Source organism: Rhodanobacter terrae (assembly GCF_042657005.1).
GTDB classification, from domain to species: domain Bacteria; phylum Pseudomonadota; class Gammaproteobacteria; order Xanthomonadales; family Rhodanobacteraceae; genus Rhodanobacter; species Rhodanobacter terrae.
Genome location: NZ_JBHSNG010000025.1, coordinates 1 through 23,163 on the forward strand (window position 1 = coordinate 1; position 23,163 = coordinate 23,163).

Sequence of the window (23,163 nt, forward strand, 5' to 3'; positions counted from 1 at the left end):
CGATGCTGTTGCTTTGAATCTCTCCAACCATCAAAGCAACAGCATCGCCCGCCAGCGGGCTCCTACACAAACCCACGCGGGTGATGAAGCGTTAGTGATCCTGGGCGTCGATCTGCTTGCGCTGTTCGTCGGCCTGCTTGTCGACGACTTTCTGCACGTCCTTGGCGCGTTGTTCGTCCGCCTTCAGTGCGTCGAAGGGTGTGGCGACGTCGGCGGGCTTGGCCTTGGGTGCCGGCGGCTTGCCGGAGCAGGCACCGAGGGCGAGTACGCAGAGCAGGATCGGCAGCGTCTTCATGGCAGTTCTCGCGCGGAGTGACGAGCCAGTGTCCCGCCATGCCCCGGTGCAGGCAAGCATGGATTGGCGAGATTGTCGTCCGAGCTATGCGCGCGAAGATCGTCGTTTTAAGCTGCGCGCATGAACAGCCGCATCGATGCCTGGCAACTGCAAGGCCATACCGCCCTGATCACCGGTGCCAGCAAGGGCATCGGCCATGCCACCGCGCGCGAGCTGGCCGGCCTGGGGGCCGACCTGCTGCTGGTGGCGCGCGACGAGGACTACCTCGAACAGGTGCGGGTGGAACTGGCCGACGAATTCGCCGATGTCGAGGTGCTGGCGTTCGGCGCGGACATGACCGAGGCCGAAGAGCGTCTGGCGGTGTTCGACTGGATCGCCGATCTGGGCGCGCCGGTCTCGCTGCTGATCAACAACGCCGGCGGCAACCACCCCATGGCCACGCTCGACTATCGCGAAGACGAATACCGCATGGTGTTCGAACAGAACCTGTTTTCCGCGTTCGAGATGTGCCGGCTGGCGCATCCGCAGCTCGTGCAGCATGCGAATGCGGCTATCGTCAACGTGGGTTCGGTGTCGGGAGTCACCCACGTGCGCACCGGTTCGCCGTACGGCATGAGCAAGGCGGCGCTGCACCAGCTCACCCGCAACCTGGCGGCCGAGTGGGCGGTGGACGGCATCCGCGTCAACGCGGTGGCGCCGTGGTACATCCGCACACAGCGTTCGGAGCCGGCGCTGGCGGATGTGGACTATCTCGACGAAGTGCTCGATCGCACGCCGCTCAGGCGGATCGGCGAACCCGAGGAAGTGGCTGCCGCGATCGCGTTCCTGTGCCTGCCGGCGGCCAGCTATATCACCGGGCAGGTGCTGGCGGTGGACGGCGGCTTCCTCAACTACGGTTTCTGAGCACGGGAAGGGGATACAGCGCGGCTCGGCGATTCTTCAGCTGGGCTGGCAGTTCACGGTCGCGGCGCAGCGGGACGATCGGGCGGGGCATGCCGCGAACCTTCCTCAGAACTCGGCGTCATGTTCATCGGCGGCGAAGCCCAGCGTCACCGCGCCTTCGCCCACGTTGACCATGCCGGTGATGCTCATTGGCGCCTCCATCAACTCGACGCCACATTCCTCGCAGGCCGCACGCAGCTCGACATAGCCGGGCAGTTGCGGCAGCACGGCCAGGTCGCCGCCGTAGCTCACGCATACCAGCGGCACCAGCAGGCCGGCGCGCACCCGCCGCGCAGCGTAGCCGAACAGCATCTCTGCGCCGTGATCGAAACCGCGCACCTTGCCGACCGGCGCGGTTTCGCCGCGAAAGCAGCGCAACAGCGGCTTGATGTCCAGCGCCGTGCCGACCATCGCACTGAACAGGCTGACGCTGCGGTCGCCTCTCTTCTTGATGCGGTTGCGCAGATGGATCAGGTCGCGCGGCAGCATGTAGCCGTAGCTGTTGTTGGCGATATGGGTGAGGCGCTCGCGGATGGCCGCGGGCGGTTCGTCGGCGGCGATCAGCCGCGCCGCCTCGTAGATGGCCGGTGCGGTGCCGGCGAAGACATTGCGGGTGTCGACCACGCGCATCATGAACGGGCCGGGGATGCCAGCCTGCTCGCGCACCTGGCGATAGTTCTTGAGGATGGCGAAGCTGGCGCGATTCACGTGCTCGTTGATCGGGCTGCGGGTAGCGGTGATGGTCAGGCAGAACACGCAGTCGTAGTCCAGCACCAGCTTGTCGAGAAACAGCTTCTGAACCTCTTCCACCGGGCACGGCTCTGTTTCCGCCGAGTGGCTGCGGCTGCCGAGCCTGCGGTCGATGAAGCGCTGGAGCTCCTCGGGCCGGCGGTCGTCCAGGAAGGTTTCGCGGTCCAGCTTGACGGTGATCGGCATGATCGCGACGTTGTGTCGCTGCAGAAACGCCTGCGACAAATCGCAGGAGGCATCAATAGCCAGGCCCATCCGCATCACGTACCCCCGTCATGAATGGCAGGCTGAACATAGCACGCAACATGCGACCACGGCGTCAACCGGAAGTTGCCCGGATCGTCCCGTTTTTGCTGCCTCCCCTGCAATCCGTGGACAGCCTCTAAGATGAGCCGTCAGTCTCTGGCATCCCGCCGGCGTGGCGTCGCCGGCAACGCATGACGGGTATCGGTCCCATATGAAAAGCAAGCAGGACATCGTCTCCAATTGGCTGCCGCGCTACACCGGCACGCCGCTCGAGCAGTTTGGCCAGCACATTCTCCTGACCAACTTCGGTCATTACGTGGAGCTGTTCGCCCAGTGGCACGGCGTGGAAGTGCAAGGCCGCGACCGGCCGATGCCGAACGCCACCGCCGACGGCATCACCTTGATCAATTTCGGCATGGGCAGTCCCAACGCGGCCACCGTGATGGATCTGCTCGGCGCGATCGAGCCGCATGCCGCGCTGTTCCTGGGCAAGTGCGGCGGCGTCAAGAAGAAGAACCGGCTCGGCGACCTGGTCCTGCCGATCGCCGCGATCCGCGGCGAAGGCACCAGCAACGACTACCTGCCGCCGGAAGTGCCGGCGCTTCCGGCGTTCCAGCTGCAGCGCGCGGTATCGACCATGATCCGCGACCTAGGCCACGACTACTGGACCGGCACGGTGTACACCACCAACCGCCGCGTGTGGGAGCACGACGACACCTTCAAGGAGTATCTGCGGCGCACCCGCTGCATGGCGGTGGACATGGAAACGGCCACCATCTTCGCCGCCGGTTTCGCCAACCGGATTCCCTGTGGCGCGCTGCTGCTGGTGTCCGACCAGCCGATGATTCCGGAAGGAGTGAAGACCGAGGCCAGCGACCGAAGCATCACCTCGCAGTTTGTCGAGGCGCATATCAAGATCGGCATCGAGGCACTGAAGCTGGTCCGTCGCAACGGGCGCAGCGTTAAGCATCTGCGGTTTGAAGATGCAGAGGCAGAATGAGTCCGGTTCGGGAAAAATCCTGGATTCGGGGGATGACCCAACTCCCGCTCGCGAGTGCGACAATCGTAAAAAAATACGATTAATCGGGCTGACGGATGTCCCGCGGCGAACTCGCCCGTACGGGCGACGAGCGGCAATCAAGCCGTAAATGCCACGTGGCATGCGCAGGATCGGCCTGGAATCTACGGCATTTCGCAAGTTCTTGCTTGTACAAATTTTGTTGACAATACGTAAAGCAAGCTTGATAAAGCACGCATGGTGCTTGGACTGGGTCGCGCGGTCCGATGGTGAGCATGGCGCCATGGACGCAGTCTTGCTCCACAGATATGACCAACCCGAAAGGTATGTTACGTGTTCACGTAGCGTTATTTGCCTGTTAGTATCGGCAAAGATCGGGAGTCGTGGGTCTGAAGTTCGTCTGGCCTGGGAGGATCGGGCCGGGTTGCAGTTTTTGGGCAGAACGTTTTCTGACCCATCAATAATTAATCGGAGGGTGTCTTTATGAAACTTGGGGTCAAGAAACTTTCTTCGTCAGTCCGCCTGGCGCTTTCGCTGGGTGCTGTCATTGCTATTGGCGCGTCGGGTACGGCATTTGCTCAGGATACCAGCGGCCAGTCCACAACCAGCAACACCCAGCCGGACCAGCAGAAGGCGAAATCGCTGCAGACCGTGGTGGTTACCGGCTCGCTGATCCGTCGTGTTGACCTGGAGACAGCCAGCCCGGTGGTCACCATCGACCGCGCTCAAATTCAGGCTACCGGCAAGATGACGCTGGGCGACTTGGTGCAGCAGCTCCCAGCCATGACCGGCGGCGCCGTCAATCCGCAGGTCAACAACGCCGGCGGTACGGGTGGATCGAGCATCAACCTGCGCGGCATGGGTTCGCGGCGAACGCTGATCCTGGTCGATGGCCAGCGTCTGCTGAGCAAGGATCCGAACGCCATTCCGGCTGACGCGGTCGAGCGTATCGAAGTGCTGCCCACCGGTGCTTCGGCAACCTACGGTTCAGACGCTATCGGCGGCGTGGTGAACTTCATCCTGCGCAAGAACTACCAAGGTGCGCAGTTCACCGCCAACGTCGGTGAATCCGATCACAATGATGGCAATCAAACCGGCTACACCTTCACTTTTGGACAGTCGTCCGACAAGGGAAGCATCATGGCCGGCGTCAACTACAACAAGCAGGATGGCGTCCTGGCGGCCAAGCGCGATTTCTCCAGGAATGCTCTGACCCTTGTCGGAAACAAAGTGATTATCGGTGGTTCATCGTCCACACCGGTGGGTCGCATTCAGGTGCCAGCAGGCAGCGCTGCAGCAACAGCGTTCGCGAACTGCGGTGGCTTCGTGTCGCTGAACCCGGGCGGCGACAGCACGCAAATGACGCCGACCAATTACCATTGCTATACGGCCGCCGACAAGTACAACTATGCGGCGATCAACCTGATCATGACCCCGCAGGAGCGTACCGGCGGGTTCATCAACGGTGACTACCATCTGAGCGACCATGTGTCGGCTTACATGGATGTCATCTACGAGAAGACCTCGGCGAGCTTCCAGCTGGCACCGGCGGTGTATGGCACCGATACGACGGGCGCCTCGCTCGATGCATTCAATGCGTTCAACCCGAATCAGGGCGACGCATACAACGGGAATACCGGTCTGGGCTTCCGCTCGCGTCTGACCTCGGTCGGTCCCCGTTTTGCCTCGACCGCCCGAACTGATGACCAGATCAATACGGGTTTCCGTGGTGACTTTACGGTTTTTGACAGGAACTGGGCTTGGGACATTGGCCTCAACTATGGTCATGAGAGCATCGTCACCACGACGGGTGGTCTGGTTAACCAGACCCAGTTGTACACCGGTCCTTCCACGCTGAACGCCGACGGTACGGCTACTTGCCCGGCGGGTGTGAGTGCAGTCGCATGCCAGTTCAACCCGTTCAACATCAATGCACCGGGTAGCGTCGCAGCAGCGAAGGCGGCCGTGGCGACCGCCACCTCCAACCAGTACTTGATCGAGAAGACCTGGCACGCCGGCATCAACGGTGAGCTGTTCAGTCTGCCGGCCGGTGCCGTGCAGCTGGCGGTCGGTGCCGAATATCGTCAGGAACGAGATGTAATCAACCCGGATACCGAACTATTGCTTGATCCCACCACCGGCAGCTGCATCCTGGGCAGTCAGTGCGCGGCCGGCCTGAAGGGTGGCTACAACACCAAGGATCTGTACGCCGAAGCATTCATCCCGCTATTGCAGGGTTTACCGGGCGTGCAGTCACTGAATCTGACCATCGGCGACCGTTATTCGCGCGTCAACACCTTCGGCAGCACGAACAACTTCAAGTTCGCGCTGGAGTGGAAGCCGATCGACGACTTGCTGCTGCGTGGCACGATGGAAGAAGTTTTCCGCGCACCAAGCGTTTCTGAGCTGTTCTCGTCAGGCTCCGATGCGCCGAACATCCACAGCGATCCGTGTACTGGTTATACCGGTGCCCCGGCGGGTTCGCCGCTGGCGCTGGCCTGCCAGTTCGTACCCACCGATGGCACCTTCCAAAACAACTTCGTTGTATCGCAGACGCAGGCCTCTGCAATCACCGAGGGCGCTTCACTAGCGGGCTTCCCGATCAAGCCGGAATCGGGCAAATCATATGACTTCGGTGCGGTGTACAGCCCGTCGTGGGTGCCGGGCTTGTCCACCACGGTCGACGTGTGGCGCGTCAACCTGAACAATACCATCACCTCGATCGGCATGCAGAGCGTGCTCAATCTCTGCGCGTCTGGCCAGACGGTATTCTGCCAGTACATTAAGCGCGTACAGAGCGGTCAGAATGCGGGTCAGTTGGCACAGGGCTTTATCGAGCCGACTGCCAACTTGGGCAGCCTGTCCTCCGGCGGTGTCGACTGGTCGGCCAACTACAAGCTGCCACAGTTCTCCTTCGGTCAGTTCAATATCGGCGTCAACGCGACCTACCTGAAGTACTATACGCAGAACACGGGTTCCGACACATACAACGATGCCGGCCGCCTCCTGCCGTACGGCTCCGCGCAGGCTGCCGCCTGTCCCGACAACGTTGGTATCTGCCTCTTCCCGCGCTGGCGTGGTCAGGGTTTCGTGGATTGGCAGCAGGGTAGCTGGAGTGCCTCGTGGCGCATGCGCTACATCGGCCGCTTCCAGAACGGTGGTCCGGCCTTTACGCTGCAGGACACGCAGCCGAACGGCAAGCCGGGTAGCGTGCTCAAGTACGGCGCGACGGTCTACAACGACGTGTCGTTCGGCTACAACATCGAGCCGTACAACACGCGAGTGGATGTCGGCGTGAACAACCTGTTCGACAAGCAGCCGCCCATGCTGTACGCGAACAACACGCTCAACGCCAATACCGACCCGAGCGATTTTGACCTGATGGGCCGCTATTTCTGGGCTCGCGTGACGGTCAAGTTCTAAGTCACTTGGTTAAGCGTTAGTCTTGATGGGCCGCGTGAATCACGCGGCCCTTTTTTTTGGATCTCATGACCTCCAACGCCATTACCCAGATCGCTGCTTCGATAAATGCGGGTCAACTACATCATGCGGAGCAGCTATGCCGCACTGCATTGCTCGAGTTTCCGCAGGACGAGAGTCTCCTGTTGTTGTTAGCTATGAGTCTGCATTCCCAGGAGCGACTGCATGAAGCCATGTCGATTTATGCCCAATTGACGCAGCTATTCCCGATGAGCAGCGAGCACTGGAACAACTATGGCACTGCTCTCGCCGCGGCCGGCGCGCAGGAAGATGCCCGGCAGGCTTATTCGAAAGCGGCGCAGATGGATCCACGCAATCCCATGCCGAGGATTCACCTGGGACTGTTGCTGATCCAGCGACACGAATATCTGGCCGCCCGTGGGGCGCTGCTGGACGCTTTTGAACTTGATCGGGAGTCGCCGCTGGCACGCATTCATGCCGCCCGAGCCTGCTGTCTCTGCCAGGATTTCGAGGGTGCTAGGGATTTGCTCGGCCCGTGGCGGAACTGGCTGCCGTTGAATGACGACACGCTCCAGCTGGAGCTGGCCCAGGTACTGACCCTGCAGGACGATATTCCCGGCGCAGCGGATTTGCTGGAGGACCTGCTCGCCCGGAGACCCGGTCACCTGGACGCGAGGCTCCTGCTAGCCAGCATCTATGAACGGTTCAATCGACTGACGGACGCGGAGGAACTGGTGCTTTCGGTAGTTCGCATGGGATCAGGCGCGACCGATGCACAACGCAAGGAGGCACTGCATATCCTTGCCGAGCTGGCGCTTCGTAAGAAAGATCCGGTGGGTGCCAGGCAACTGCTGGAGCAATGCGGGCCGCATGGCGACGATGACTTTGTCCATTATTTCGACCTGGGCGCAGCGTGTGATCGACAGAGCGAAACGGATGCGGCGATGACGGCCCTGCGCGAAGCACACCGCCGGCAGGCCCACGAATTCCAGATTGCCTCGCCAGACTTTTTTGAGCCGGGCGCGCAGGCTTTGCCAACAGATGCTCCCCGCATACCGGCGGAGCAGTATAAACACTGGCCGAAGCTGATCGCCCCCGAGGCGCGCGACTCGCCCGTTTTCATCGTGGGCTTCCCTCGCTCGGGTACGACCTTGCTAGAACAGATGCTGGATGCGCACCCCGGCCTGCAATCTATGGATGAAAATCCCTTTTTTAATCGTCTGGTGCTCATGCTGCGTCGGCAGAATCCACGCATCCTGGATGATCTCGGTGTATTGCAGCAATTCGATTGCGACGAATTGCGCAAGCGCTACTGCGCCATGGTGGCCGAGCGCATTTCGCGTCGTCGGGGCGCGCAGCTGGTCGACAAAAATCCGCTGAACATGCTGTGGTTGCCGATGATCCATCGTTTGTTTCCGGAGGCAAGGTTCATCCTGGCGCTACGCCATCCATGCGATGTGATCCTAAGCTGCTACATGCAGAATTTCCGCTCCAGCATTCTGGTCGCCGCCTGTTCCAGCCTTGAACGGTTGGCGCATGCCTACGTACAGGCCATGACGACATGGCTTGAAGACGTGAATATCTTCCAGCCATCGGTGATGGTGTCGCGCTACGAGGATCTGGTAACGGACTTTCCACAGCAGGCGACGCGCATCACAGAATTCCTGCAGTTGGGAGATGCCTCGCCGATGCTGGAGTTCGACCGACATGCACGCAACAAGGCCTACATCGCCACGCCAAGCTATTCACAGGTGATCGAGCCCGTGAACCGGAAAGGCCTTGGCCGCTGGCATCGATATCGCCGCCAGTTTGAGCCGATCTTGCCCATTCTCGAACCCATGCTGCGGCATTGGGGCTATGACAGTGGAATGGCCAGCATTCCGCCAGCGGGCTAGTCGGTATAGCTGATCTGGTCGGCAATGCGTCGTGCCAAAGTTACCCCGCAATCGGTGCCTATCGATCGGGGATCCGCAGTAGCTCCGGCAGGTAAGGCGCGTAATCGCGCCAGCGCCCGGCAGAGCGCGCATGCACGGGTTGGCGTGCTTGCCATGCACTGGCGGTGCTGATGGCGTGTGGTTCCCGCAGGGTGATAGATGACTGCGTGACTGGTAATTCCAGCCAGTCGTTCAGTGCAGCCATGATGTCCACTGGCGCCGCTACTAGGTCTTCGTAACGGACGGTGTGGAACGATTCTGGATAGCGCGCATTCCAGCGTTTTGCCAGGCGGCGGCAGCCATGTATTACCGCGCCAATGTCGCCGAGATCGTAGGCATAATCGTGCGCCCGATCATGAAAGGATTGCGACCACAGGGACAAGGCAGTATCGCGTGCATGACGCTGACAATGGATGATACGTGCATTGGGCCACAGCGCCATGATCAGATCGACATGCAGCAGATTCAGCGGCTGCTTGTCGATGAACCAATGTGCTTCGGAGTCATCCTGACGTAGCTGTGCCGCATAGACCGCGGCAGCCTGCTCGAATGGAAGTTTCTCGTTGCGGTCCGCCAGTGCAAGTTGTTGCGCCAGCATCCTGATGCAGCCGAGTTCACCTCGATTGAGGACCTGTGGATGCCGCGTGAGCAGCTCGGCCAGGAGCGTAGTGCCGGAACGCGGAACGCCGACGATGAATATCGGTACCCAATCGACGGGTGCGGGTAGCGCGAACGGATAGGGCCTGTCAGCGAGGCGTGCCTCGACAGAGCGGTTCCACTGCTTGCGCGACCAGGAACCGGCGGCGTGCGCCAGTGCGTTGGCCTCGTGCAGATAGCGTGCGGCCTGTGCATGATCGGCGATATCGTCATGTGCCTTGGCGAGGGCGAACAGGGTGGTGGTACGCGCCTTGTCGCTCAGTCTTGGGCGGCTCAATACTTCGTGGAACAGCGCGAAGTCCGGATGGCTGGAGTCTTGATAGCGTTGCAGGCCGGACAAACCTATCGGGATATTCCATTCCACCGCCTCGGGACTATGGCCAAGCGCGAAGTTGTAGCGTTCGCGCACTCGCGGGAATTCACCCAGCTGAATATCCAGCATCCCTGCATAGGCGTGAATGCGCGGGTCGGTCGAGCCGGTGGCAATCTCCGCCTCGCAGATGGCTGCGGCATCCTGCGGGCGACCATAGTCGTCGAGCGTCTCGATTGCCTGGATCACTGTGTCGACATCATGGCGGCCATGCTCGAACAGTTTCCGTATCACCTCGGCGGCCGCCCGCATGCGGCCCTGCTCGCGCAGCATACGGGCCAGCAGGAATGTGGCGCCGACGTGATCAGGACACTGCGCGAGCCAGTCGCGCAACAGGGCCTCGGCCTGCTCGTGCTGTTGCATTTGCCAATACAGACCAGCCAGACCAATACGCACTTCGCCCGAGGCAGGATACTGCGCTGCCGCCGCCAAAAAAAAGGCAAACGCGCCATCCAGGTCAGCGTCCAGAATCAGGGCGCGGGCACTCTCCAGCCACTCCTGTTCCGAGGCCGGCGCCAACGCGGCGAGTCGTGTCGTGCTCGTGACAGAGGTTGTCATGGTCGCCACGGTGGCAGCCTGAGCGCTTTCCTGAGCGGGTCTAGCAGGTTGCCATAACGGGGCGCACGCGCCATGTCTTGGCGCAATGGCTGGCGTACCTGGGTGGCGCTGGGCGAGCGCACTTCGCGCTGATTCTCGTGGAAATGCAGGCATGCATTTTCAAACGGCAGCTCGCAGAAATCCAGCAGTTCGCGAATATGCACCTCTGGTTCGGCAAGTAGTTTTTCATAACTGTGCTCGTGTACGGAAACGGGATGCAACACGGTCCAATGCCGCACGCTGCGGTCGAAGTCGCGCCAGAAGCGGGCCAGATCATCGAAGGTGCGCGTGTAGCCGCTGCTGCTGTCCAGACGTTGGCGATAGCACGAGAAACATGTTTCCAGCGGGTCACGGCGGCAGACCACGATACGTGCGCCCGGAAGCATGGCGCGGATCGCGCCGATGTAGATCCAGTTGTTGGGCAGCTTATCGGTGAAGATGGGGCGGCGTAGTCGCCAGTGCGCGGTACGCTCCAGGTAACGACGGCCCAACCGTTTCCAGTCGGACGGTTGCATGTCGCCGACCCATTGAGGAAACGGCTTGCCACGGCGGCGCGATTCCTCAGCCAGAACTTGAGGCAGATCGGGTAGCTCGCCTGCGCCTTCCACCGACGAATGCGAGGCAAGGATTTGTTCAACCAAAGTAGAGCCCGCGCGCGGCAGGCTGACGATGAAAATGACCTCGCCGCCAATCGGTTCCGGTGCACCGACAGGCGGTGGATCGAACGCTGCGCCAATGGCTACGACCCTGCCGGAGAACTCTTCGGCATTCCAGGCCTGACGGTGGCGCGAGATGGCATTGGCCTGCTCCAGCGCGGCAAGCGAATCGGCATAATCGCCACTATCATCGAGCGCCTTGGCCAAGGCAAAGCCGATTGCGATGCGATCGTCGTCGCCTGTCGCGGGGAGCTGCAGCGCCGAGCGCATGCGCTTGATGTCTTCTTCGGTAAAACGCTGTGTCTTGAGATCAGCCAGTCCCCACCAAGCGATGCCGGCCGCCGGATACTGGGCAATCAGCTGGCGGTATTCGGTGGCAGCTTCATCGAACTGTCCTCGTGTGCGCAGAATGTCGGCGAGCAGGGCGCGCGCGGCGGTATGGCCGGGTGCAAGCGAGACAGCCCGCTGCAGTGCATCCACGGCTTCGTCATTGTGAACGGATTTGATCAGCATCACGCCGAGGTTGTACCAGGCGATGACCAGACCGGGTTGAAGGCTGCAGGCAACGCGCAATGCATCGATCGCCGATTCATAGTCGCCTGCCGTGCCCAGCAGCGAACCGAGGGTATTGTGATAAAACGGATCTTGCGGGCACTGCGCCAGGGCCCGGCGCATCATGCGCAATGCATCGAGATGTTGGCCGCGCAAACTATGAATACCTGCCAGCAGACGCAATACTTCAGGGTGGTTCGGGTACGCCGCCAGCGCGCGAGACAGTTGGCGATTGGCATCATCAAGGCGCCCATCATCGAGCGCCTGTCCTGCGGCCATGACGTATTGGATTGCGGCAGGATCCAGCCCATGCAAACGTGGATTCATCAATGATCTCTGGTCAGGATGTGACTTCCGCCGCGCATTATCCTGCAGGTGCAAGGATAAGGCCCACAGTCTTTCGAACATCGTTATTATGCCTAGTACGCGCCGGCAGCGAGACTGACTGACGGCTTTCTTCTTGGACAAAACCCGTTCGGCGGTAATCAGGCAATGAACAGTGAGCTACATGAGGGCGCCATGGCTTTGCGCGAAATGGCATACAACGGGCTGCAGCACGGTGATGTCGCGCTGGCCGAACAGTACTTCACGCGGCTGCTGGAGATGGTTCCCAACGACATGGAAGCGCTGCAATTCGTCGCCAGTCGTCATCTGGTTCGCGGAGATGCTACGCGTGCAGTGGCCATGCTGCTTGTCGCCGACCAGGTGCGTCCGAACGATGCCGATACGCTGCACCAATTGGGCACAGCGCAGATGGCTGTCGGGGACCTACACGGCACAGTGGTCAACTTGCGTCATGCGGTAGAGTTGGCACCGCACATGTTTATGGCGCGCCTGCGTCTGGGCATGGCATTGGAACACCTGGGAGAGATACACGATGCGCTGGTGGCTTATTTCGGTGCGGTAAACGCAGCACAGGCGCAAGGTCGATGGCTGGGTGACTCGAGCACGGCGCCAGGTATCCGCGATGCAGTCAAGCATGCGATCCGTTTCATTGATGTCGAGCGCCCCCGGCTTTTCCATCAGGTGCTGGAGCCTCTGCGGCAGCGCTATGGCCGCTCCGAACTTTTGCGCGTGGAAGATTGCCTAGCCATTTATCTTGGCGAGAAGGCGGTGTCCCTACCTGATCCACGGCAGAAACCGAAGTTCCTCTATTTCCCTGGCGTGCCCAGCCAGACGTACTACGCCAGCGAGCGCTTTCCCTGGCACCGGGAGCTGGAGGCCGCCACCGAAATGATTCGAGAGGAGTTGCGAGCAGTGCTGGCGGAAAATCAAGCGCTGCAACCGTTTCTCGGCATTAACTCGCCCACGGAGCTCGGTGGATATCTGCGCGCATCCGGCAACCAGACAGCGGCGTGGGATGCGTACTTCTTCTATCGTCATGGTGTACGTTACGACGAACAATGCGCGAGCTGCCCGCGCACCTCTGGCCTATTGGATGCGTTGCCATTGGCGCGCATTCGTGATCACGCGCCTGAGACGCTTTATTCCGTGCTGCGCCCGGGCACGCATATCCTGCCGCATCGTGGTGTCACCAACACGCGCCTGGTCACGCATCTGCCGTTGATCGTGCCTCCGGATTGCGCCATCCGGGTTGGTGGCGAGATTCATGAATGGCAGGAGGGGCGATGTGTCAGTTTCGATGACACGTTCGAGCACGAGGCGTGGAACAACAGCACCGAGACGCGCGTGGTATTAATTCTCGACAGCTGGAATCCCGACCTGAGCGAAGCCGAGCGCGCCGCAGTAACCGAACTGGTTGGTGCGATCGGAGATTTCAATCGCAGTAGCGAAGTGGCCACTCCACAAGGCTGAAATCCACCTCGCCGGTTGGCGGGTGTCCTCGGATTCTGTGGCTATCGCAGAAATAGCAGTGCCCGCAGAGTGGGCGTCTTCGAGACTTGCCAATCAGGATGTCCATCAGTAGAGCGGCACACTCGAATCTATTTCGACGGCCCACGCATCCATCCCGCCCTCCACGTTGTGCACGTTGCTGAAACCATGCGCCGCAAATCGCTCGGCCATGGCGCGGCTGGAAACGCCGTGATGGCAGATGAAGGCCAGTGCGGTGTCTTTCGGCAGCTTGGCGAGGCTCTCGTAGCCTTCGTCTTCCAGCACCCGCGCCTGCGCCAGCGGCGCGGCCTGGGCGCGGCCGTGGGCCGGGCGCACGTCGATCAGGGTGATCCGGTCGGCTTCCAGCAAGGCCTTCAGCTCATGCACGCTGAGCGACTTGATTTCCTGCGCCCCGGGGAATTTCAGGCTGAGGCCTTCGCCCTGCACGGTGGAGACCCAGTCGATCACGATGCCTTTGGCGCGCTGGGCGCTGGCCGGATCGAAATGCACTTCCAGTCCGTTCGCGTGCGCCACGATATCGTGTTCGCCGGCGGGCGCCAGCTGGAAGCCGGCGCTATGGTCGGGGCCGATCTCCAGGTGCAGCGCCACGCCCTGGGCGTTCGCGGTGCCCTGGCGGATCGCCTCGGCGGCCGCGTCGGTGATGGTGATCTGCGGCGGCGTGCGATCCGGCGCGCTCACGCCGAACAGCGCATGCAGCTCGCCGCTGCCATACATCTGGCGAATGATGTCGGCGCCGCCGACCAGCTCGCCTTCCACGTAAAGCTGCGGAATCGTCGGCCACTCGCCGTAGGCCTTGATGCCTTCGCGGATTTCCGGGTCATCCAGCACGTTGACCGTGTGGTACTCGGGCAGCAATTCGTTGAGCGTGTTGGTGGCCGCGGCGGAGAAGCCGCACATCGGCTGCTGGCGGTTTCCCTTCATGAACAGCACCACGCGGTGGTCCTTGAGCAGGGTCTCGATACGTTCGCGGGTAGTGGCGTCAAGGGACATGGGGAACTCCGGCAAAGAAGACAATGATACGCCGCCCGATATGCGGCGATCCTGCCGCCCTTCAAGGCCGTTGTTCAGGCGGCCCGGCGCAGCTCGCCCAGATGGCGCCGGGTCATGCCCAGCGGCGCCAGCGCCAGCACCGCTGCGGGCGACGGCCATATCAGCTCGCGGCTGGCGCGGCCCAGCGCGGTGGACTGTTCGCTCCAGTGGATCAGCTCCATCGCGCCGGTGTGGTCCTCGATCAGGGCGGTGCAGTGCTCCACCCAGTCGCCGTCGTTGAGGTAAAGCACGCCGCCCAGTTCGCGCACCTGGCCGAAGTGGATGTGCCCGCAGATGTGGCCATCGAACCCGCGCCCGCGCGCATCCGCGGCGACGCGGTCTTCGTAGGCGCGGATGTACGCCAGCGCCTTGCCGATATGCGATTTGATGATGATCGACAGCGGCAGGTAGGGCAGTTCCAGCCGTCGCCGCATCGCGTGCAGGCGGCGATTGCTCCAGCAGATGAGGCGATGCATCGCTTCGCCGAACTGCAGCATCCAGCGACGGCCGACATGCTCGGGATCGAATTCGTCGCCATGGCTCACCCGGTAGCGGCGGCCGTCGGCACCGACATGCACGGCGTCCAGCACGATCCGCACACCGCCGAAGTTCTGCCCATGGAGGCCACGCACGGGCGCATCGTGGTTGCCCGGGATGTAGATGACCTCGACCCCGCGCCGTGCCAGCGCGAATATCTCGGCGATCACGGCGCTGTGCTCGGCATGCCACCAGTGGCGTTTCGCCAGTGCCTCCATGTCGATGATGTCGCCGACCAGATAGAGCTTTTCGCAGCGCAGCTGGCGCAGGAAATCGAGCAGGTAGGCGGCCTTGCAGTCGGGCGTGCCCAGATGCACGTCGGAGATGAAGGCGCTGCGGCAAGGAAAGGTATTCATGGCGCAATCCCCGGTAGTGGTCCGGGGCGCCAGTGTGCGTTTGCTACGTCACCGCGGCATGGCGAACAGGTTGCAGCCTCGTTGCCGCCGAGCTAGCGGAGCGCCGCGCGAACGATCGGCTCGATCGCTTCCACCCACAACGCGTACTGCGCCGCCGAGGGGTGCAGGCCGTCTTCGGCGACGAGATCGGGATGCGCGCGCGAAATGCCGGTGATGTCGACGAAGCGGGCGCCGGCACGGTGGCTCTCGTCGCGGGCAATGACGTTGTAGGCGTCCAGTTCAGCCGCGATGCGTGAGCGGTCGCGACCTTGCTCGTGGGCGAAGCGGGTGACGCCCCAGTCGGGGATCGACACCACCACCACGCGTGCCGCATGGCCGCCGGCCAGCATGATCGCGCGAGCCAGCAGGTCGGCGAACTGGCCGCGGAAGTCGTCGGCCGCGCGGCCGCGGTACTGATTGTTGACACCGATCTGCAAGGTGACCAGGTCGTACGCCGGCACCAGTGACGCCGCGTCCATGCCTTGCGACAGCTCGTCGGTGGTCCAGCCGGTGACGGCGACGATGCGCGGATCGTCGATCGCCACGCCAGCCCGGCGCAGGCGCTGCACCAGCTCGGCTGGCCAGCGCTCGTGCGCGGCCACCGCTTCGCCGATGGTGTAGGAGTCGCCGAGAGCCAGATAGCGCAGCGGGGACGTGGTGGACTTCATGGGACGAATGCGCTCAGGCCACCGCGGCGGCACGGGCCTTCGGCTGTTCGTGGGCCATCCGTGCCAGCACCCTGTCGATCCGCACGAATACTTCGTGCAGCTGCACTGGCGGCGGCAGCAGCGTCAGCCGGAAATGGCGGCTGCGGGGCACGTTAAAACTGCTGCCGGGCACCACCAGGACCGATTCCTCCTCCAGCAGGCGCAGGGCGAACGCCTCGTCGTCGAAATCGGCGAAACGGTCGGCGCGTACCTGCGGGAAGGCGTACAGCGCGCCGTCCGGAGCGATCAATTCCAGGTGTTCACTGGCCGCGACACCTTCCAGCACGGCGCGGCGCGCCTCGTGCAGGCGGCCGCCGGGTGCGGTCAGTGCCCCGATCGTGGGCGCGCTCAGCAGCGCCGGTACCACGGCCCACTGTGCGGTCACGTTGGCGCACAGGCGCAACGCGGCAAGCAATTGCAGCGCATCGCGATACGCCGCGGTGCGCGTGGGATCGCCGGACAGGCTCATCCAGCCGACCCGGTAACCGCAGGCGCGATGCACCTTGGACAGGCCGCCGAAGCTGAGGCAGGGCACTTCGCCGGCCACTTCGGCCAGCGGCTGGAAAGTGGCGCCGTCGTAAAGGATCTCGTCGTAGATCTCGTCGGTGAGCAACAGCAGCCGGTGCCGCGCCGCGATCGCCACCAGCCGCTGCAGCAGCGCGCGCGGATACACCGCGCCGGTCGGGTTGTTCGGATTGATCAGCACCAGGGCGCGGGTGCGCGGAGTGACCAGTGCCTCGACCTCGTCCGGATCGGGCAGGTGGCCGTGGCTGGCAAGGCAGTGGTAATAGCGCGGCTGACCGCCGTTGAGAATGGTGGCGGCGCTCCACAGCGGGTAATCCGGGCTGGGCAGCAGCACCTCGTCGCCGGGTTGCAGCAGCGCGCGCAAGGACAGGTCGATCAGTTCGCTGACCCCGTTGCCGATGAAGATGCGTTCGGGCTCGACGCCACGGGCGCCACGGGCGCGCTGCTGCTCGGCGATCGTCTCGCGGGCGACTTCCAGGCCTTGTTCGTGGCCATAGGCTTCGCTGTCGTGCAGATGGCAGGCGATCGCCTCGCGCAGATGCGCCGGCGCCTCGAAGCCGTAGCGACCCGGGTTGCCGATGTTGAGCTTGATGATGTCGAGACCGGCGGCTTCCAACTCGCGCGCTCGCCGGGTCAGTGCACCGCGGATTTCATAGCGCACATCCGCCAGGTGCGCACTGGGTCTGATCGAAGCCACCACCGGTATCCTTTGAGGTCAACATACGGCGCCATCGCCGGTAGATGGATGCTAGCAGCGTGATGCAGTGCAGCGCGAGCACCATTCGAGGCGAATTTCGGCTCATCGGCGGGCAATGCCCGGGCAAGGGACGCCCTGGTCTATTCAACGCAGGCGGCATGATGTCCAGAAGGTTCGCAGGTGGTGGTGTGTGGCGCCGCCAAGGCTGGTTGCCTTGGCAAGCCGCGCGCTGCCGCCTGCGGGCCTTCTGGACATCACCCCGTCATTTGTTTTCAATCGGTTGGGCCGGTTCTGTCTGCCCCCATCTCCGCGGCGCACCTCCTCGACAGGCGGCCAGCCTGCCTTCGTCGACGCACCTTGATCTGCGGGCAGACAGAACCGGTGACGCCTGCGTTGAATAGATCAGGGCGTCCCAAGGCATAATCGCCAGACCATGCAGACAGACCTTCGCCATGAGTGATGCCGAAACGAAAGTGCGGCTGCGGCACATCGGTTGGCGTGGGGATGCCTTGCCCGCCGCCGGCCTGCGGCTGGCGCGGGTAGTCGCCCAGCATCGCGCCGGCTACGAGCTACATGACGGCGAAACCCTGTTCGGCGCGCAACCGGACGGACGCTTTCTCAAGCGCGGGATCGACCCGGCCGAACGGCCGGTGGTCGGCGATTTCGTGGAGGTGGAGAGCGGCACGCCGCCGCACATCGTTACCGTGACGCCCCGGCGCAGCGTGCTGTCGCGGGCGGCCGCCGGCGAGCGCTACGAGCGCCAGCTGATCGCCACCAATATCGATTATGTGTTGGTGCTGACCGGGCTGGATGGCGATTTCAACCCCGCCCGGATCGAGCGCTACCTGTCCCTGACCGAGGACTCCGGCGCCCAGCCGGTGGTGCTGCTGAGCAAGCTGGACACGCGCGATGACGCGGCCGAGCAGATCGCGGCACTGCGGGCGCGGCTGCCGGCGGACATTCCTATCCATCCGCTGAACGGCAAGGATCCATCCAGCGTGGCGTTGCTGGCGCAGTATCTGCAGCCGGGCGACAGCGCGGTGCTGGTCGGTTCGTCAGGAGCCGGCAAATCCACCTTGACCAATACCTTGCTCGGTACGGCGACGATGGCCACGGCCGAAGTGCGCAGCCACGACAGCCGCGGTCGCCACACCACCACCCACCGCGCCCTGCTGCAGTTGCCCAGTGGCGGCTGCCTGATCGACACCCCCGGCATGCGCGAACTGAAGCTCACCGGCGAGGAGAACCTCGACCTGTTCGCCGACATCGAAGCGCTGGCCGAGCAATGCCGCTTCGCCGATTGCGGCCATGGCAGCGAGCCGGGGTGCGCGATCCAGGTGGCGCTGGACAACGGTGAGCTGGCGCCGGGACGCTGGCGCAACTACCTCAAGCTGCACGACGAGCGCGAGGAGCAGGCGGCGACGCTGGAGGCGCGCTTGCGTCGGCAGCGCGGTGGCCGGCCGACCGAGCGGCCGCATGGGCATCGCGGGCAGCGGGAGCGGGAGTGAGGCCAGGGCGTCCCAGGCCTCACTGGCGCACCGCTGCCGCGCACGCCGCCCCTCAAAGCATCTAGTATCGCGGCATCGTTGTTGCGGAGCGCAGGCATGCGTCGGCTGTCCTCGTCATCCACGTATTTCTACAAGCGGATCTTTCCCATCCTGTGGTTCGGCTTTCTATTGGTTTTCCTCGCGATGGCGTTGTGGGGACCCCGACTCGACGGAACATCCGTGCAGTCCCGGCAGATCGTGCCGTTTCTGCTGATGCCGGTTTTCCTGGCCGGCGTGGGTTTCTTCATCTTCCGCAAGCTGATCCAGGACCTTGTCGACGAGGTCTGGCTCGACGGCGACTGGCTGGTCGTGAAGAACCGTGACGAGCAGCGACGCGTGGCGCTGAGCGACGTGATGAACATCAACGCCAGCACGATGACCAATCCGCGCCGCGTCACGCTGATGCTGCGGACGGACTCCCGCTACGGGCGCAATCTCACCTTTATCCCGGCCAGTCCGCGCGGTTTCCTGAACGCTTTCCAGCCCGACCCGATCGCGACCGAATTGATCGAACGCGTCGATGCCTTGCGCGGAGTGCGGCGATGAACGTGCCGGCCAGCGCCATCGCGCCCGAATTGCAGCGCTACGCGGCGCTGGACCAGCGTCTGCTGGCGGCGGTGCGCGGCATCCACATCCTGTCGACGGTGGCGTGGCCGGCGTCGCTGGAGGGCCGCATGATCGAGGCCTACAGCCAGGGCCGGTTCGCGTTGCCCGAGGTGACCTACACGCGGCCGGACCTGGCCGCGGCACGCGCGGAGCTGGCGGCGATCGAGGCGGCGGCCGGCGGCAGCGACCCGCACGATATCGATCCGCTAGGCGAGTACCTGCGCCGCACCGCCGAATCGTGGCGGATCGCCGCCGAGATGCTGGAGTCGGCCGGGACCGCCGGCGTCACCGCGCCGTCGATCGCGCTGTACGGCAAGCCGGGCGACCTGATCCCCGGCAGCCAGCGCAGCAACCTCGACGCGGCGCATTACTTCGTCGAACTGTCCGACGAGCTGGGCGCGGATCTGCTCGCCGACGACAGCAATGTGGACATGCCGGCCATCGAGCTGCGCGACGAGCTGGCGAAGACGCTGGACGTTTTTTTCGGGGCCGGTGTGATCAGGGTGGAAGTGGATGCCGAGCTGACCGCGAAGGCGGCGGCCGGCGCCACCCGCATCCGCCTGCGCGGCGACACCTGCTTCAGCGAATACGATCGCCATCAGCTGCTGGCGCACGAGGCGTTCGTGCACTCGCTGACCGCGCTGAACGGCCGCCAGCAGCCTTTGCTGGCCTCGCTGGCGCGCACCTCGCCGCGAGTCACCGCGACTCAGGAAGGGCTGGCCGTGTTCGCCGAACTGATGTCCGGCGCGATCGACATCGCCCGGCTAAAGCGCATCAGCCTGCGCATCCTGGCGATCGACATGGCGCTGAACGGTGCCGACTTCGTCGAGGTCTATCGCTACTTCAGCAGCTGCGGACAGAGCGCGGCGGACAGTTTCCACTCGGCGCAGCGGGTGTTCCGCGGCGTGCCGCTGAGCGGGGGCGCCGCGTTCGCCAAGGACAATGTGTACCTGTCCGGCCTGCTCACCGTGCACACGTTCTTCCGCTGGGCGTTCAAGCAGCAGCGGATGGATCTGCTGCGCCACCTGTTCGCGGGCAAGCTGACCCTGCACGACGTGATCGCGCTGCAACCGCATTTCGCCTCCGGCGCGATCCTGCCGCCGCGCTGGCTGCCGCCGTGGATGCAGCATGTGCACGGGCTGGCCGGCAAGCTGGCGTTCTCGGTCTTCATCAACGGCATCCACATGAACCGGGTGCAGGGCGACGAGCTGGTGTCCAGCGTCTAGGGACGCCTCGACCCAGCCGATGGAAAACCCACGACGGGGTGATGTGCGGAAAGTCCGCGCATTGCCGTCTGCGACCTTTCCGCACGTCCTGCCGCCCGGGTTGAACAGATCAGGGCGTTCCCGGCGCTGTTTGGGTGCCGGTCGGCGCCGCCCCGGTGCTAACATCGCTGGCAGTCGGTCGCCGTGTCGACTGCCACCCCCCTCCCTCGATAATCGCCGCCGATGTCCCTTCCCGAAGAACTGCGCCTCGCCGCCCTCGAATATCACCGCCTGCCGCGCCCCGGCAAGATCAAGGTCACCCCGACCACCTCGCTGCTGACCCAGCGCGACCTATCGCTGGCCTATTCGCCCGGCGTCGCCGCGGCCTGCGACGCGATCGTCGAAGACCCGACCACGGCGGCGGAGTACACCGCGCGCTCCAACCTGGTGGCGGTAATCACCAACGGCACCGCGGTGCTGGGCCTGGGCAACATCGGGCCGCTGGCCAGCAAGCCGGTGATGGAAGGCAAGGGCGTGCTGTTCCAGAAGTTCGCCGGCATCGACGTGTTCGACATCGAGATCGACGAGAACGACCCGGACAAACTGGTCGACATCATCGCCAGCCTCGAACCGACCTTCGGCGGCATCAACCTGGAAGACATCAAGGCGCCGGAGTGCTTCATCGTCGAGCGCAAGCTGCGCGAGCGGATGAAGATCCCGGTGTTCCACGACGACCAGCACGGCACCTCGATCATCGTCGGCGCGGCGCTGGTCAACGCACTGGTGGTGGTCGGCAAGCGCATCGAGGACATCCGCCTCGCCACCACCGGCGCGGGCGCGGCCGGCATCGCCTGCCTCGACATGCTGGTGGCGCTGGGCGTGAAGCCCGAACACATCCTGGCGTTCGATCGCCACGGCGTCATCCACACCGAACGCACCGACCTGGACCCGGACAAGCAGCGCTACGCGCGCGCCACCAAGGCGCGCTCGCTGGCCGAGATCGTCCAGGATGCGGATGTATTCCTTGGCCTGTCGGCCGGCGGCATCCTGACGCCGGAAATGGTGGCGACGATGGCGCCGCGGCCGATCATCTTCGCGCTGGCCAATCCGAACCCGGAGATCACTCCCGAGGAGGCCAAGGCAGTGCGGCCGGACTGCATCATGGCCACCGGCCGTTCGGATTATCCGAATCAGGTCAACAACGCGCTGTGCTTCCCGTACCTGTTCCGCGGCGCGCTGGACGTGGGCGCCACAGTCATCAACGAGCCGATGAAGATCGCCTGCGTGCACGCGATCGCGGCGCTGGCGCGGCGCGAGTCGTCCGATGTCAGCGCGCGCGCCTACGGCGGCAAGCCGCCTAGCTTCGGCCCGAACTACCTGATTCCGCAGCCGTTCGATCCGCGCTTGTTGCTGCAGCTGCCGCCGGCGGTGGCGCGGGCGGCGATGGATTCGGGCGTGGCCACGCGGCCGATGGCCGATTTCGCCGAGTACAGCGATCGCCTGACCAGCTTCGTGTTCCGCACCGGATTGTTGATGAAGCCGGTGTTCGAACGCGCCAAATCCGCGCCGTGCCGGCTGGTCTACGCCGAAGGCGAGGAAGAAACGGTGCTGCGCGCAGTGCAGGTGGTGGTCGACGAAGGTCTGGCCAAGCCCATCCTGATCGGTCGCCCCGAAGTGATCGAGAAGCGCATCAAGCGTGCCGGCCTGCGCATCCAGCCGGGCGTGGACGTCGAAATCTGCAACATCAATTCCGACCCGCGCTTCGACGATTACTGGCAGCACTATCACCGGCTGATGCAGCGCCGCGGTGTGACGCCGTCGATGGCCAAGGCGGTGATACGTTCGCGTCCCACCGCGATCGCCTCGCTGATGGTCGAGCGCGGCGAAGCCGACGCGATGATCTGCGGCCTGGTCGGCCAGTACCAGGGCAAGCTGCGCTATATCCGCGACATCATCGGCCTGGACGAGGGCGTGGTCGAGCCATCGGCTATGGCCGCGGTATCCACCGAAAAGGGCACGTTTTTCTACCTCGACACCCACGTGCAGGACGACCCGTGTCCCGAGCAGATCGCTGAGGCGACCTTGCAGGCCTCGATTCGGCTGAAACTGTTCGGCATTACGCCGAAGATCGCGTTGCTCTCCGGCGGCAACTTCGGTAGCCGCGACACCTGCGGCTCGAAGAAGATGCGCAAGGCGCTGGAGTTGATACGCGCCCGTGCGCCGCGGCTGGAAGTGGAAGGCGAGATGCAGGCCGACGTGGCGCTGACGCCCACGTTGCGCGAGAAGCTGTTCCCGAACTCGCGGCTGGAGGGCAAGGCGAACGTGTTCGTGTTCCCCAACCTCGACGCGGCCAACATCGCCTACAACATGACTCGCATGCTCAGTGACGGCGTGGTGATCGGGCCGATCCTGATGGGCGTGGCCAAGCCGGCGCATATCCTGATGCCGCAATCGACCGTGCGCCGCGTGGTCAACATGACCGCGGTCGCCTGCGTCGAGGCGCAGATCCGCGCGGCCAACCGCCAGCAGGGCTGAGTTTTCGAACCTGGCCTGTCGAGAAACCCCCGTTCGCCCCCGGACTTGATCAGGGGCGCGAACGGGTG

At 63.6% G+C, this 23,163-nt stretch carries 17 protein-coding genes; 9 read left to right on the forward strand and 8 right to left on the reverse strand.

Annotation, left to right across the window (positions count from 1 at the left end; translation table 11 throughout):
• Positions 1–91 precede the first annotated feature (91 nt).
• A complete protein-coding gene (locus ACFPPB_RS17015) occupies positions 92–295 on the reverse strand; it encodes a hypothetical protein (protein ID WP_377329265.1) in 204 nt (67 codons plus the stop codon).
• A gap of 120 nt (positions 296–415) precedes the next feature.
• Between ACFPPB_RS17015 and ACFPPB_RS17020 the strand changes: the two genes are divergently transcribed.
• On the forward strand, positions 416–1,198 hold the full coding sequence (locus tag ACFPPB_RS17020; RefSeq protein WP_377329267.1) for an SDR family oxidoreductase: 783 nt from the start codon (positions 416–418) through the stop codon (positions 1,196–1,198).
• 105 nt (positions 1,199–1,303) lie between these two features.
• On the opposite strand, the gene ACFPPB_RS17025 is transcribed toward ACFPPB_RS17020, so the two are convergent.
• Positions 1,304–2,248 (reverse strand): DegV family protein, encoded by a 945-nt coding sequence (locus tag ACFPPB_RS17025; RefSeq protein WP_377329269.1) that lies wholly within the window; start codon positions 2,246–2,248, stop codon positions 1,304–1,306.
• Positions 2,249–2,444: 196 nt separating this feature from the next.
• Between ACFPPB_RS17025 and ACFPPB_RS17030 the strand changes: the two genes are divergently transcribed.
• The 3 genes from ACFPPB_RS17030 (at position 2,445) to ACFPPB_RS17040 (ending at position 8,587) form a co-directional block, all read left to right on the forward strand.
• Positions 2,445–3,233, forward strand: a complete 789-nt coding sequence (locus ACFPPB_RS17030) for an AMP nucleosidase (protein ID WP_377329271.1) — start codon at positions 2,445–2,447, stop codon at positions 3,231–3,233.
• A 501-nt stretch (positions 3,234–3,734) separates the two neighbouring features.
• Entirely contained in the window at positions 3,735–6,674 is a 2,940-nt protein-coding gene (locus ACFPPB_RS17035; RefSeq protein WP_377329273.1) for a TonB-dependent receptor plug domain-containing protein, read from the forward strand.
• Between the two features lie 65 nt (positions 6,675–6,739).
• On the forward strand, positions 6,740–8,587 hold the full coding sequence (locus ACFPPB_RS17040) for a tetratricopeptide repeat-containing sulfotransferase family protein (RefSeq protein ID WP_377329275.1): 1,848 nt from the start codon (positions 6,740–6,742) through the stop codon (positions 8,585–8,587).
• Positions 8,588–8,645: 58 nt separating this feature from the next.
• Here the strand turns inward: ACFPPB_RS17040 and ACFPPB_RS17045 are convergent, their stop codons facing one another.
• Both ACFPPB_RS17045 and ACFPPB_RS17050 read right to left on the reverse strand, forming a co-directional pair.
• Positions 8,646–10,211, reverse strand: coding sequence for a tetratricopeptide repeat-containing sulfotransferase family protein (locus ACFPPB_RS17045; RefSeq protein ID WP_377329277.1), 1,566 nt, complete (start codon positions 10,209–10,211; stop codon positions 8,646–8,648).
• Complete coding sequence (locus tag ACFPPB_RS17050) at positions 10,208–11,785, reverse strand: tetratricopeptide repeat-containing sulfotransferase family protein (protein ID WP_377329279.1); 1,578 nt, start codon at positions 11,783–11,785, stop codon at positions 10,208–10,210. Before ACFPPB_RS17050 ends, ACFPPB_RS17045 begins: the two co-directional genes overlap by 4 nt.
• Before the next feature lie 192 nt (positions 11,786–11,977).
• Here ACFPPB_RS17050 and ACFPPB_RS17055 point away from each other — a divergent pair, with 192 nt between their 5' ends.
• Complete coding sequence (locus ACFPPB_RS17055; RefSeq protein ID WP_377329281.1) at positions 11,978–13,273, forward strand: aspartyl/asparaginyl beta-hydroxylase domain-containing protein; 1,296 nt, start codon at positions 11,978–11,980, stop codon at positions 13,271–13,273.
• A 105-nt stretch (positions 13,274–13,378) separates the two neighbouring features.
• Here ACFPPB_RS17055 and grxD read toward each other — a convergent pair whose 3' ends face one another.
• From grxD to ACFPPB_RS17075, 4 genes are all read right to left on the reverse strand, one after another.
• Positions 13,379–14,302, reverse strand: coding sequence for a Grx4 family monothiol glutaredoxin (grxD, locus tag ACFPPB_RS17060; RefSeq protein ID WP_377329283.1), 924 nt, complete (start codon positions 14,300–14,302; stop codon positions 13,379–13,381).
• A gap of 74 nt (positions 14,303–14,376) precedes the next feature.
• Positions 14,377–15,234, reverse strand: a complete 858-nt coding sequence (locus ACFPPB_RS17065) for a UDP-2,3-diacylglucosamine diphosphatase (protein WP_377329285.1) — start codon at positions 15,232–15,234, stop codon at positions 14,377–14,379.
• Between the two features lie 92 nt (positions 15,235–15,326).
• A complete protein-coding gene (locus tag ACFPPB_RS17070) occupies positions 15,327–15,941 on the reverse strand; it encodes an SGNH/GDSL hydrolase family protein (RefSeq protein WP_377329287.1) in 615 nt (204 codons plus the stop codon).
• 13 nt (positions 15,942–15,954) lie between these two features.
• A complete protein-coding gene (locus ACFPPB_RS17075) occupies positions 15,955–17,202 on the reverse strand; it encodes an aminotransferase class I/II-fold pyridoxal phosphate-dependent enzyme (RefSeq protein WP_377329289.1) in 1,248 nt (415 codons plus the stop codon).
• 452 nt (positions 17,203–17,654) lie between these two features.
• On the opposite strand from ACFPPB_RS17075, the gene rsgA reads away from it, so the two are divergent.
• The 4 genes from rsgA (at position 17,655) to ACFPPB_RS17095 (ending at position 23,095) form a co-directional block, all read left to right on the forward strand.
• Positions 17,655–18,710 carry a ribosome small subunit-dependent GTPase A gene (gene rsgA / locus ACFPPB_RS17080; RefSeq protein ID WP_377329291.1) on the forward strand — a complete coding sequence of 352 codons (1,056 nt, stop codon included), beginning with the start codon at positions 17,655–17,657 and terminating at the stop codon, positions 18,708–18,710.
• Positions 18,711–18,806: 96 nt separating this feature from the next.
• Positions 18,807–19,295: a hypothetical protein gene (locus tag ACFPPB_RS17085; RefSeq protein ID WP_377329293.1), complete on the forward strand. Its 489-nt coding sequence runs from the start codon at positions 18,807–18,809 to the stop codon at positions 19,293–19,295.
• Entirely contained in the window at positions 19,292–20,581 is a 1,290-nt protein-coding gene (locus ACFPPB_RS17090; RefSeq protein WP_377329295.1) for a flavohemoglobin expression-modulating QEGLA motif protein, read from the forward strand. Before ACFPPB_RS17085 ends, ACFPPB_RS17090 begins: the two co-directional genes overlap by 4 nt.
• A 222-nt stretch (positions 20,582–20,803) precedes the next feature.
• Positions 20,804–23,095: an NADP-dependent malic enzyme gene (locus tag ACFPPB_RS17095; RefSeq protein WP_377329297.1), complete on the forward strand. Its 2,292-nt coding sequence runs from the start codon at positions 20,804–20,806 to the stop codon at positions 23,093–23,095.
• Positions 23,096–23,163 lie beyond the last annotated feature (68 nt).

Excerpts from the sequence above, each read along its gene's own strand:
- rsgA (WP_377329291.1), top strand. The coding sequence starts at position 17,655 with ATGAGTGATGCCGAAACGAAAGTGCGGCTGCGGCACATCGGTTGGCGT.
- ACFPPB_RS17085 (WP_377329293.1), top strand. The coding sequence starts at position 18,807 with ATGCGTCGGCTGTCCTCGTCATCCACGTATTTCTACAAGCGGATCTTT.
- ACFPPB_RS17040 (WP_377329275.1), top strand. The coding sequence starts at position 6,740 with ATGACCTCCAACGCCATTACCCAGATCGCTGCTTCGATAAATGCGGGT.
- ACFPPB_RS17015 (WP_377329265.1), bottom strand. The coding sequence starts at position 295 with ATGAAGACGCTGCCGATCCTGCTCTGCGTACTCGCCCTCGGTGCCTGC.
- ACFPPB_RS17035 (WP_377329273.1), top strand. The coding sequence starts at position 3,735 with ATGAAACTTGGGGTCAAGAAACTTTCTTCGTCAGTCCGCCTGGCGCTT.
- ACFPPB_RS17030 (WP_377329271.1), top strand. The coding sequence starts at position 2,445 with ATGAAAAGCAAGCAGGACATCGTCTCCAATTGGCTGCCGCGCTACACC.
- ACFPPB_RS17050 (WP_377329279.1), bottom strand. The coding sequence starts at position 11,785 with ATGAATCCACGTTTGCATGGGCTGGATCCTGCCGCAATCCAATACGTC.
- ACFPPB_RS17055 (WP_377329281.1), top strand. The coding sequence starts at position 11,978 with ATGGCTTTGCGCGAAATGGCATACAACGGGCTGCAGCACGGTGATGTC.
- ACFPPB_RS17090 (WP_377329295.1), top strand. The coding sequence starts at position 19,292 with ATGAACGTGCCGGCCAGCGCCATCGCGCCCGAATTGCAGCGCTACGCG.
- ACFPPB_RS17045 (WP_377329277.1), bottom strand. The coding sequence starts at position 10,211 with ATGACAACCTCTGTCACGAGCACGACACGACTCGCCGCGTTGGCGCCG.
- ACFPPB_RS17025 (WP_377329269.1), bottom strand. The coding sequence starts at position 2,248 with ATGCGGATGGGCCTGGCTATTGATGCCTCCTGCGATTTGTCGCAGGCG.
- ACFPPB_RS17065 (WP_377329285.1), bottom strand. The coding sequence starts at position 15,234 with ATGAATACCTTTCCTTGCCGCAGCGCCTTCATCTCCGACGTGCATCTG.
- ACFPPB_RS17095 (WP_377329297.1), top strand. The coding sequence starts at position 20,804 with ATGTCCCTTCCCGAAGAACTGCGCCTCGCCGCCCTCGAATATCACCGC.
- ACFPPB_RS17070 (WP_377329287.1), bottom strand. The coding sequence starts at position 15,941 with ATGAAGTCCACCACGTCCCCGCTGCGCTATCTGGCTCTCGGCGACTCC.
- ACFPPB_RS17020 (WP_377329267.1), top strand. The coding sequence starts at position 416 with ATGAACAGCCGCATCGATGCCTGGCAACTGCAAGGCCATACCGCCCTG.
- grxD (WP_377329283.1), bottom strand. The coding sequence starts at position 14,302 with ATGTCCCTTGACGCCACTACCCGCGAACGTATCGAGACCCTGCTCAAG.